The following is a 10,921-nucleotide window of genomic DNA, read 5'->3' as shown; positions in this document are numbered from 1 at the left end:
ACCCCACCCCGCGCCCCACCCACCGCACCGACGGTAAGAAAGTTACCCTCGCTGCGGGAACTACCGAAACGAATGCCGCCGGCGGCTTTACCGTGCGCAAGAAGTTCGGCGGAACCGAATCCCAGATTCGTGGGGCCCTTACTTTCTATAAGTGGTGCGCCTGGATTTCAGGTACCTTCCTGCTGCTGCTCGTTGCCGAAATGATTAGCCGCTACATCTTCGGCTACGACCTGATTGCCGGTGGCGTCGACGCCCAGACCGGTGGAACCGTGGCCCTGGGCTGGCTCAACCTCGAGACCGGCAACCTGCACGGGGGCCTGAACATTTCCACCTGGATTCTGATCATTCACGGCTGGTTCTACGTCGTCTACCTCTTTTCCTGCTTCCGTCTCTGGCTACTCATGCGCTGGGCCCTGCCCCAGATGATTGTCATGGCCCTGGGCGGTGTGGTGCCCTTCCTGTCCTTCATCGTGGAGCGCCGCATCTACGCAGAAACCCTCGCCCTGCTTGATGCTAACCCGCAGGCCACCAAACGTTACTAGGTCTAGCGCTTCCCTGCACTAGAATAGAACCCAAGGATTACCCTTCAACCCCAACCGAAAAGGTATATACCTGTGACTACCCACAACCCCATCGAGGAGCTCGAAGAGCGCCCCGTACTGGTCGTTGACTACGGCGCCCAGTACGCGCAGCTCATCGCGCGCCGCGTGCGTGAGGCCGGTGTCTACTCGGAGCTGGTTCCTCACACCACGCCCACCGAGAAGATGCTCGCCAAGAATCCCGCTGCAATTATTCTGTCTGGCGGCCCCTCATCCGTATACGAGGACGGCGCCCCCAAGGGCGACATCGCCATGTTTGAGGCTGGCGTACCCGTCTTCGGTATCTGCTACGGCTTCCAGGTCATGGCCCAGACCCTGGGCGGTACCGTCGCTAAGACCGGCCTGCGCGAATACGGCGCAACCGACGCTGTGGTCTGTGCCGAGAACTCTTCCTTCCTGACCGGTACCCCCAAGACCCAGAACGTTTGGATGAGCCACGGCGATTCTGTCTCTGAAGCCCCCACAGGCTTCGAGGTGCTGGCCCAGACCCCCGGCGCAGCTGTTGCAGCCTTCGTTGATGAGAAGCGCAAGTTCGGTGGCGTGCAGTGGCACCCCGAGGTTAAGCACTCCGACTACGGTCAGGTTGCTCTGGAGAACTTTCTCTTCAACGTAGCGGGTCTGAAGAAGACCTGGTCTACCGGTAACATCATCGAAGAGCAGGTTGCTAAGATCCGCGAGCAGGTTGGCGATGACCAGGTCATCTGCGCCCTGTCCGGTGGTGTTGACTCATCTGTTGCCGCAGCCCTGGTTCACAAGGCTGTGGGCGATCAGCTCACCTGCTTCTTCATCGACCACGGTCTGCTGCGCGAAGGCGAGCGTGAACAGGTTGAGCAGGACTACGCTTCAACCATGGGCATCAAGGTTGTGACTATCGACGAGTCAGAGCGCTTCCTGGGCGCCCTGGCCGGTATCACCGAGCCCGAAGCTAAGCGTAAGGCTATTGGCCGCGAGTTCATCCGCTCCTTCGAAGCTGCCCAGCGCAAGCTGATTGAAGAGGCCGGTGCGGAAGGTACCGACATCAAGTTCTTGGTGCAGGGTACCCTCTACCCCGATGTTGTTGAATCTGGCGGTGGTGAGGGCGCTGCGAACATCAAGTCCCATCACAATGTGGGTGGCCTGCCCGATGACCTGCAGTTTGAGCTGGTTGAGCCCCTGCGTACCCTCTTCAAGGATGAGGTTCGCGCCATCGGCCGTGAGCTGGGTGTTCCCGAGAAGATTGTTGCCCGTCAGCCTTTCCCCGGCCCCGGCCTGGGTATTCGCGTGATTGGTGAGGTCAATAAGCATAACCTGGATATCCTGCGTGCTGCTGACCTGATTGTGCGCGAGGAGCTAACTGCCGCAGGTATGGACGAGGAAATCTGGCAGTGCCCCGTGGTGCTGCTGGCGGACGTCCGCTCCGTTGGTGTGCAGGGGGATGGCCGTACTTACGGTCACCCGATTGTGCTGCGCCCGGTGTCGTCTGAGGACGCGATGACTGCTGACTGGTCACGCCTGCCTTATGACCTGCTGGCTAAGATTTCTAACCGGATTACGAATGAGGTTGCTGAGGTGAACCGAGTGGTTCTGGACGTGACGTCAAAGCCTCCGGGAACGATTGAGTGGGAATAAACCGATTTTTCGCCCCCAGGCGAAATAAAAAATCGGTTTATTCGCCGAGCATAGCGTAGCGGCGAGGCGAGGAGCTTGCGAACGAAGTGAGCTCCTCGTTTTGTTATTCCGCGAGCTTGCTCGCTCCTTTCTTTTATTCAGCAAACGTGCGAGTGGTTATATCGGCATAGATCGCATGTCTGCGATATTCGTGACCGCAGCAGAGGCTAAGCGAAAGGCCGCCCTATCAACCGGTAGGGCGGCCTTTTTCGGTTTTTAGAAGCCGTAGACCTTCATCAGGGCATCTGAGAAGGTCACCTGGTAGGGGAGTGCACGTAGTTTTACCTCATCGATATCAATACCGCGTTGAGTGGCTGCTTCAACGTACTCTTCCCAGGGGAAATCAACCTGGTTGGGAACATCTGCTTTCACAATAGTGAGGAGTTCTTGGATAGCTTTGTCTGCCGTTTGGTGCCATTTCCCTGGGGTATTCGGGTTGCCGTGCCAGAAAGAGGTTAGCCCCCGGTCCATGTCGAGCTTGATGAGTGAACCGTCTTGGAGTTTGAGGTATTGGGCAATACTTACACTGAGGGTAGGGCTGGTGTTTTCAACCGGCGGGGTGTCGAGGTCGCACATGATGATGAGTGCTATTACCGGTGTATTTTTGATAATAAGCGGTTCTCTAGTGAGCTCAGACAGCTCTGTCCCCTCAGTCAATAGCGGACGGTAGCGGGGTGGAAAATCTGGCTTACTCATGCTGGCGAATAGGCAAGGTTTTTTGCTGAACCGTAGTCTTTGCCTAGCGGGTCGGCGAAATTAGTTAAATCAGTGTCTACTGTTCCCCGCCATGCCACAGAGTTTGAATTTCTACAGGCCTTGTGAGGAGTTGCCCAACGACCTGTCCCGGACCCAGGCTTTACATCTTTAACGGTAGCGGATGTTTGCGTTACCCAGACACACCCGTATAACCCACTACAGAGAAGAGCCTGTAAATCAACAGTGACAGTTGCGGTAGATGGACATTTTCCTCCGTCAATAATCCAATAGCCGTGTACGGAGGCTTCCCCTCTAGTTATATGTGGATAATCAGCTTTTCCATGCCAATCACAACCTCACCATGACCATAAGGGACTAACCGCATGCTTCTGTAGCGTAGGAGACTGATATGCGAGACCGGATTGAGATTCCTCTAATGACGAAGGGGCAAAATCATAAATTTCTTTAGCTTCTTCTACGGAAACATACTCGGCATTAGGATCGCTTTTTAAGATTTTCATACTATGTCCAATCTGATGATATGAGGTTTCCATAGGCATCGAAGCCTAAGACATAAGGAGGCCGAGTACATCAGGGTGCCAGAGTCAGATTTTAGAACCCTCCTAACTAATCGGACCTGGTATGAATTGTACGGTGAGAGCTAACGAACCGAGCGGGAGGAACCGTAGTAGGTATCCCCTCATGCCACTTGGTATACATGTGGTGTGGTTAACATCATAAAATATCATGTAAATTTTTGGTAGGGGCTCTAAATTTTTTTAAGTGAAAGGTTTGCAGAGGTAAGCAGGGACTATGGAGCATGTTCCCCGGATCTTGTTGCAACTCCTGCGGATTTTGTGTCAATTTGTAAGTCCAGCTCAAGCTTTCTAAGAACCATCAGAAGAATAAGGTAGGTCGCCAGACGGCGTTCTGGGTGCGCCGGTAGCCCGCTGGCTCAGGGATGGCGTGAACGACATGTGAGTGTTAGCGATTCTGCGAGAGCGTCGGGGGGGGGCATAGGCGACCCCCCGTCCGCTCATTTAACTGAACAGCCCCCGTCCTTTCCCCATAGTTAGGGGAGTGGGCGGGGGCTGTTGTGTGGATGGGGCTGGGTTTTAGCCGCCGAAGTTGAAAATCCAGGCGATGCCGAACTTGTCGGTCAGGGAGCCGAAGGTGGCGCCCCAGGGGGCAGCAGTGAAGGGCTGGATGTTGGTTGCGCCGTCGGAGAGCTTCTCGAACTAGGGGCGGGCAGTCTCACCGTCCTCTGCAGCGCCTACGAAGGAGGCTTCCATGTTGGTGGTGTTGGTGACGCCGTCCTTGTCTGCGGTGTCGGGGTGCACGGCGGGGCCGTCGGAGGCGCGCAGGTTGAAGCCGTGCTCGGTGATGAGCTCGGCGTGCATGACCAGGTTTTCGTGCTCGGGGGCGACGGGAGCCAGGAAGTCCTTAAAAGTGGCGATGCGCAGTTCGCCGCCGAAGACCTCAGCGTAGAATTCGATGGCTTCGCGGGCGTTGCCCTTGAAAGTGAAGTAGGGGTTGTACTGAATAGCCATGAGAGGTCTTTCTCTAAAGTGATGGAGCGGTTTTAGAGTACCACGCACCGGTTAACAGAAAAGACCATCTAAATCAGAAAAACCCACCTGGTTCGTGGGTTTTTCCGATTTAGATGGTACCTAGTATTAGGCGGCGATACGGTAAATGCGGGTCTCGTAGGGGCGCAGGGTCAGCTCAGCCCCAGCAGACTGCCCGCCGGCGTCCGCGTAGTTGGCCAGCACCACCTGGGCATCCGTACCCTCCAGCACCTGGTAGGAGCGGGCCAGGACGCCGTCGGTAAAGTTAGCGACGACCAGCAGCTTCTCGCCGTCCCCGTGGCGCTCGTAGGCGTACACCTCAGAATCTTCAGGGTCCAGGGGCACAAAGGAGGCGTAGACCAGCAGATCCTTGAGCTCACCGCGGCGCAGGGCTACCAGCTGCTGGTAGTAGCGCCACAGCGAATCCTCGCGGTTGACCGCTTCAGCCGCGTTGATCTCGGTGTAGTTCTCGTTGAGCCCGATCCAGGGGGTGCCGGTAGTGAAGCCGGCGCCGGTGTCCGCGCTCCACTGGACGGGGGTGCGGGCGTTGTCACGGCCCTTGGCGTAAATCAGGGCCATGGCATCATCGGAGCTCATGCGGTCGTGCTCGGTGACCATGTCGGTGTAGAAGTTGATGGAGTCGAGGTCCTTGTAGTCCTCGATCGAGTCGAACTGCACGTTGGTCATGCCGAACTCTTCGCCCTGGTAGATGTAGGGGGTGCCCTGCATACCGTGCAGCACGGTGGCCAGCATCTTGCCGGAGAGCTCGCGGTACTCGGCCGAGTCGTTGCCGAAGCGGGAGACCACGCGGGGCTGGTCGTGGTTGTACCAGTAGAGGGAGCCCCAGGCCTTACCGTCCAGCTCGGTCTGCCAGGTATTGAGAATCTGCTTCATCTCGGTCAGCTCAACCGGCTTGCGGGACCACTTGCCCATGCCGGTTGCCGGGTCAGAGTCCAGACCCATGTGCTCAAAGTGGAAGATCATGTGCAGCTCATCGGTGGTGAAACCGGAGAACTGAACTGCTTCCTCGGGGCCGGTGGCGCTCATCTCGCCTACGGTCATGCAGTCGTACTTGTCGAAAGTTTCCACGTTGAGCTCGTGCATCCACTCGTGCACCTTGGTGCCGTTAGAGATCACGAAAGGAATAGACGAGGAGTGCTTCTCGGGGTCGACGCTGGGGTCATCGGGCAGGCCCTCGGGCTTGGAGATGATGTTGATGGCGTCCAGGCGGAAGCCGTCGACGCCCTTCTCGAGCCAGAAGGTGACCAGGTCAAAGATTTCCTGGCGGACTGTGGGGTTTTCCCAGTTGAGGTCGGGCTGTTTGCGGGAGAACATGTGCAGGTACCACTGGTCGGTGGTTTCGTCGTATTCCCAGGCCGGGCCGCCGAACTCGCTGCCCCAGTTATTCGGGGGCAGGGGCTTGCCGTCCTCATCGACGCCCGATGAATCCCGCCAGATGTAGTAGTCACGGTATTCGTTATCGCGCGAGGCGCGGGCCTTTTCGAACCATTCGTGCTCGTCTGAGGAGTGGTTAACGACCAGATCCATCAGAATCTTGATACCCAGGGAGTGGGCGGTTTCGAGCATGGTATCGAAGTCGTCCATGGTGCCGAACTCGGGCATGATGGCGCGGTAGTCGCTGATGTCGTAGCCCATGTCGTCGTTGGGGGAGGCGAAGACCGGGGAGAGCCAGATGACGTTAATGCCGAGGTCTGCCAGGTAGGGCAGGCGCTCGGTGATACCGGGGATGTCGCCGATGCCGTCGCCGTTGGAGTCGTTGAAGCTGCGCGGCCAAATCTGGTAGACGACCGCTTCCTTCCACCAGGTCTTTCCTGAATTATCTGCCATGGTCTAGTCCTTTTCGTAGAGGTATATTTTTGCTTCGTAGGGGCGCAGGGCGGTTCCTGCGTCGTCGGAGTAGTTGCTGCTGATTAGGGTGCGCTCACCTGCCGGTTCGGTGAAGGTGCGGGTGAGGACGCCGTCGGTAAAGTTGGCCACGACCAGCAGGGTTTGGTGCTCGGTGGAGCCGGTGCCGTGGCGCAGGTAGGCGTAGACCTCGGCGTCATCGGTGGCAGATGCCTCGGCTGAGTCGATGAGCTCATAGGTGCCGTTGACCATAATGGGGTGGGTGTGGCGCAGACTGATGAGGTCGCGGTAGTGGTAGAAAACTGAGGACTCATCGGCAAGGGCTGCCTCAGCATTAATTTCGGTGTAGCGGGGGTTGAGCTTGAGCCAGGGGGTGCCGCTGGTGAAGCCTGCCTGTTCACCGGCCGTCCATTGCATGGGGGTGCGGGCGTTATCGCGGCCGGAGGCTGAGATAAAGCGCAGCATGGTGTCGTGGTCGACTACACCGGAGCCGACCAGCTTGGCGTAGTGGTCGTGGATTTCTAGGTCGTTGTAGTCGGTCAGGTCGGTGAAGAAGACGTTGGTCATGCCCAGCTCTTCGCCCTGGTAGATGTAGGGGGTGCCCTGCATACCGTGTAGCACGGTGCCCAGCATTTTGGCGGAGACCACCCGGTACTCAGCAGAGTCGTTACCGAAGCGGGAGACAGCGCGGGGCTGGTCGTGGTTGTTCCAGTAGTTGGCGTTCCAGCCCTTGCCAGCCAGGTCAACCTGCCACTTGGTCAGGATCCGTTTGAGGTCGCGCAGGTCGAAACGCTCATCGTTCCACTTGCCCAGGGCCGGGTTGGGGTTTGCGTCCACGCCCATGTGCTCGAACTGGAAGAGGGTCTGGAGCTCGCCGCGCTCAAAACCGGTGTAGAGCAGGCCGTCGGCTGCGGTGACGCCGGGGGCCTCACCCACGGTAATGACGGGGTAATGGGAGAGCACCTCGCGATTCATTTCTGCCAGGTATTCGTGCACGCGGGGGCCGTTGGCTGCCATGGTGATGGAGTCGGTTCCGCCCCCGGCGGCTACCTGGGGGTCGTCCGGGTAGGCCGGGTCCTTGGAAATCAGGTTGATGACGTCCATACGGAAGCCATCGACGCCCTTATCGAGCCAGAAGCGCATGAGGTCGTAGACCTCCTTGCGCACCACCGGGTTTTCCCAGTTGAGGTCGGGCTGCTTAGTGGAGAAGAGGTGCAGGTAGAACTGCTCGGTGGCGGGCTCCCATTCCCAGACGGAGGGGGAGAAAGCCGCAACCCAGTTGTTGGGCGGAATCGGGGTGCCATCCTCGGTAAAGCCTGCCGGGTCCTTCCAGATGTAGTAGTCGCGGTAGGGGTTCTCCCGGCTGCTTTTGGCCTGCACGAACCAGTCGTGTTCGTCTGAGGTGTGGTTGACGACCAGGTCCATCATGATCTTGATACCGGCTGCGTGGGCGGTTTCAAGGAGCTCGTCAAAGTCTGCCATGGTGCCGAACTCGTCCATGATGGCCCGGTAGTCGCTGATGTCGTAGCCGTTATCGTCGTTGGGGGACTTGTAGATGGGGGAGAGCCAGATGACGTCCACCCCGAGCTTGGCCAGGTAGGGGATTTTCTCGGTGATACCGGGTAGATCGCCGATACCGTCGCCGTTGGAGTCGTTGAAGGACCGCGGGTAAATCTGGTAGACAACGGGTTCTTGCCACCACTGGGTTTCGACTGCCATGATGTGCTCCTTTGCGATTTGGCTAGATATCGAGGGTCAGTAGCAGACCGGAATGGTCTGAAATTGCGGTGTCGTCGGTGTCGGGGAAGACGACTTCGTGGGTGCGGACGCGCGTGGGCCGGTCGGTTAGCACAAGGTCGATACGCAGGGCTTGGGTGAGATTATCCCAGCCATGAATGGCCTTGTGAACGGTAAACTCACCGGTCACCTGCTCAGCTACCGTGTAGGTATCGATCCAGCCCCGCTCCTGCATCAGGTCGTAGCCTTCACCCTGTACCTGAGCCGCATTATTAAAATCGCCGGCAAGAATCACGGGGGTACCGTCAGCGAACTGCTTCATCTGCCCCTCTAACTGGGTGAACTCATCAGCAAAGAGGGCTACCTCACCGAGCTTCCACCAGCTCATATGGGTGCTCGCAATCCAAGCGCCGCCGAACTCCTCACCCAGCTGAACCGCCACGGCAACCCGCCGAGCGACGCCCTGATCCGTATACGCCGGCGAAAGATCAACCAGCTCACAGCGCTCAAAGGGCTGCCGGGTCAAGATAGCGACGCCCTCGTCATAGCGGTCAAAGCCCAGATGGGACACCGACCATGCCCAATGGTAGGGGGCGCCCAGCTGCTCCAAAAACTGGTTCAGCAACAGAGCATAGTTATCCTGGCGGACGGGGCGGTCAGCACCACCGGCAAAACCCAGCGGGGCATCTACCGCGGGAGACTTCACAAACTGGTTGACCTCCTGCAGGGCAACCACATCAACCTGCTCCCGCACAATAAACTGAGCCAACTCAAAAATCTTGGGAATCTGGTGCACCTCAAGCCAGCTATGGGTGTTCAGAGTTAATAGTTTCATCGAGTACAAGCGTCACTTTCGCGGGTGAAGAAGGGAAACCTACGGCTACCCATCCTAGGTGCACCCAGCCTGTCTGCCCTCAACAAACCCGGCTCCCGAGCCCCGGCACTTTTACCCGCTCCCGAAAAACGTGCCAGTTCACGGCATTAATGCCAAAGTACCCAAAATCACGCTCGCAGGCTCCCAAAGGATGGTTAGATAAGCCTAGTAATCACACGGGTGGCGCTCCGCACACACCAACGCAGCAAGCGGACGGCGAGCCCCACCTATACACGAAAGGTTCTTATCCGATGATGGAGAAGATTCAGAGGTTCGGTTCGGCCATGTTGGCCCCCGTCCTCATCTTTGCATTCGCCGGTCTTGCAGTGGGTATCGCCATTATCTGCAAGAACGAGCAGCTTCTGGGCAGCATCGCCGCAGAAGGTACCGGCTGGTACAACTTCTGGTCCGTTTGGGAATCAGGCGCATGGACCGTCTTCAACCAGATGGAACTCCTCTTTGTTCTGGGTCTTCCCATTGCTCTGGCTAAGACCGCCCAGGCCCGTGCCGTGCTCGAAGCAGGTACGATTTACCTGACCTTCAACTACTTCGTTGCCTCTATCCTCAGCATCTGGGGCGACAAGTTCGGCGTTGACTACAGCGTTGACCTCTCCGAAGGCGCGGCAGGTACCGGCCTGAAGATGATCGCGGGCATCAAGACCCTCGACACCGGCATCTTCGGTGCCATCATCATCTCCGCTATTGTTGTATGGCTGCACAACCGCTACTTCAACACCAAGCTGCCCGACTTCCTCGGTATCTTCCAGGGCACCCAGTTCGTCTACGGCCTGGGCTTCTTCCTGATGATGCCCGTCGCGCTCGCCTTCGTCGCCATCTGGCCCACCATCCAGACCGGCATCGGCTCCCTGCAGGGCTTCTTCATCTCATCCGGCGTCTTCGGCGTATGGCTCTACACCTTCCTTGAGCGCATCCTGATCCCCACCGGCCTGCACCACTTCATCTACACTCCCTTCGTCTTCGGCCCCGCCGTTGTTCCGGACGGCATCACTAAGTACTGGGTTGCTAACCTCGAAACCTTCGCAACATCAACCACCCCCGTCAAGGAACTCTTCCCCGGTGGCGGCTTCGCCCTGCACGGTAACTCCAAGGTATTCGGTCCCTTAGGTATCGCAGCAGCCTTCTACACCACTGCTCGCCCCGAAAAGCGCAAGGAAACCCTGGCCCTGCTGATCCCCGTCTGTCTCACCGCAATCCTGATCGGTATCACCGAGCCCCTCGAATTTACCTTCCTCTTCCTGGCACCCCCGCTGTTCGCAGTACACGCAGTACTGGCTGCAACCATGGCAGCTACCATGTACGGCTTCGGCGTTGTCGGTAACATGGGCGGCGGTCTGATTGACTTCCTCTTCCAGAACTGGATTCCCATGTGGCCCAACCACTCCGGTATGGTTCTCACCCAGATTGCTATCGGCCTGTGCTTCACCCTGATCTACTTCGTCGTCTTCCGCTTCCTGATTCTCAAGTTCGACTTCAAGACCCCCGGTCGCGAAGTAGACGGTGGCGAAACCAAGCTCTACACCAAGGCTGACTACAAGGAAGCTAAGAAGAATGGCACCCTCGGTGCTGAAGGTGCAGCTGCTGGTACTGCAACCGCAGTAGCATCAGACCCCTACACCCAGCGCGCAACCGACTTCCTGGCTCTGCTCGGTGGCCCCGCCAACATCACCGATGTGAATAACTGCGCCACCCGCCTGCGCGTCTCAGTAGATGACCCCTCACTGGTCGCTACCGAAGCTGACTTCAAGTCATCTGGCGCACTCGGCCTGGTCAACAAGGGCAAGGCCCTGCAGGTCATCGTCGGTATGGACGTACCCCAGGTCCGCGACAAGTTCGAAGAAATGGTCAACGCTGGTAAGTAGTCACCTACTACCAATGACCTAACACAGGGCTCCTGATGTTTTAGCGCCTATACT

Annotated in this window: 8 protein-coding genes; 3 read left to right on the top strand and 5 right to left on the bottom strand. The window is 57.9% G+C overall.

The window, feature by feature from the left end; translation table 11 throughout:
- The first annotated feature begins 92 nt into the window (after window positions 1-92).
- Together E4U03_RS09030 and guaA are read left to right on the top strand one after the other, a co-directional pair.
- Window positions 93-542, top strand: coding sequence for a DUF3817 domain-containing protein (locus tag E4U03_RS09030; RefSeq protein ID WP_135013219.1), 450 nt, complete (start codon window positions 93-95; stop codon window positions 540-542).
- Between the two features lie 72 nt (window positions 543-614).
- Window positions 615-2,207 (top strand): glutamine-hydrolyzing GMP synthase, encoded by a 1,593-nt coding sequence (guaA, locus tag E4U03_RS09025; RefSeq protein WP_135013216.1) that lies wholly within the window; start codon window positions 615-617, stop codon window positions 2,205-2,207.
- 255 nt (window positions 2,208-2,462) lie between these two features.
- On the opposite strand, the gene E4U03_RS09020 is transcribed toward guaA, so the two are convergent.
- From E4U03_RS09020 to E4U03_RS09000, 5 genes are all read right to left on the bottom strand, one after another.
- A complete protein-coding gene (locus E4U03_RS09020; RefSeq protein ID WP_135013215.1) occupies window positions 2,463-2,822 on the bottom strand; it encodes a hypothetical protein in 360 nt (119 codons plus the stop codon).
- Window positions 2,823-4,180: 1,358 nt separating this feature from the next.
- Window positions 4,181-4,492: a hypothetical protein gene (locus E4U03_RS09015; protein ID WP_209304154.1), complete on the bottom strand. Its 312-nt coding sequence runs from the start codon at window positions 4,490-4,492 to the stop codon at window positions 4,181-4,183.
- A gap of 126 nt (window positions 4,493-4,618) precedes the next feature.
- The gene (locus E4U03_RS09010; RefSeq protein WP_135013214.1) at window positions 4,619-6,358 is read right to left on the bottom strand and encodes a glycoside hydrolase family 13 protein; all 1,740 of its coding nucleotides are present in this window, start codon (window positions 6,356-6,358) and stop codon (window positions 4,619-4,621) included.
- Window positions 6,359-6,361: 3 nt separating this feature from the next.
- Window positions 6,362-8,095, bottom strand: coding sequence for an alpha-glucosidase (locus E4U03_RS09005; protein ID WP_135013213.1), 1,734 nt, complete (start codon window positions 8,093-8,095; stop codon window positions 6,362-6,364).
- Between the two features lie 22 nt (window positions 8,096-8,117).
- On the bottom strand, window positions 8,118-8,948 hold the full coding sequence (locus E4U03_RS09000) for an endonuclease/exonuclease/phosphatase family protein (RefSeq protein ID WP_135013212.1): 831 nt from the start codon (window positions 8,946-8,948) through the stop codon (window positions 8,118-8,120).
- A gap of 326 nt (window positions 8,949-9,274) precedes the next feature.
- Between E4U03_RS09000 and E4U03_RS08995 the strand changes: the two genes are divergently transcribed.
- Window positions 9,275-10,867, top strand: a complete 1,593-nt coding sequence (locus tag E4U03_RS08995; protein ID WP_416220627.1) for an alpha-glucoside-specific PTS transporter subunit IIBC — start codon at window positions 9,275-9,277, stop codon at window positions 10,865-10,867.
- Window positions 10,868-10,921: the final 54 nt, after the last annotated feature.

Source organism: Rothia nasimurium (genome assembly GCF_004569295.1).
Classification (GTDB): domain Bacteria; phylum Actinomycetota; class Actinomycetes; order Actinomycetales; family Micrococcaceae; genus Rothia; species Rothia nasimurium_B.
The sequence above is the reverse complement of the archived record's forward strand: the minus strand, read 5'-3'. Positions and strand labels throughout refer to the sequence as shown.

Excerpts from the sequence above, each read along its gene's own strand:
- E4U03_RS09000 (WP_135013212.1), bottom strand. The coding sequence starts at position 8,948 with ATGAAACTATTAACTCTGAACACCCATAGCTGGCTTGAGGTGCACCAG.
- E4U03_RS09010 (WP_135013214.1), bottom strand. The coding sequence starts at position 6,358 with ATGGCAGATAATTCAGGAAAGACCTGGTGGAAGGAAGCGGTCGTCTAC.
- E4U03_RS09020 (WP_135013215.1), bottom strand. The coding sequence starts at position 2,822 with ATGTGCGACCTCGACACCCCGCCGGTTGAAAACACCAGCCCTACCCTC.
- E4U03_RS09005 (WP_135013213.1), bottom strand. The coding sequence starts at position 8,095 with ATGGCAGTCGAAACCCAGTGGTGGCAAGAACCCGTTGTCTACCAGATT.
- E4U03_RS09015 (WP_209304154.1), bottom strand. The coding sequence starts at position 4,492 with ATGGCTATTCAGTACAACCCCTACTTCACTTTCAAGGGCAACGCCCGC.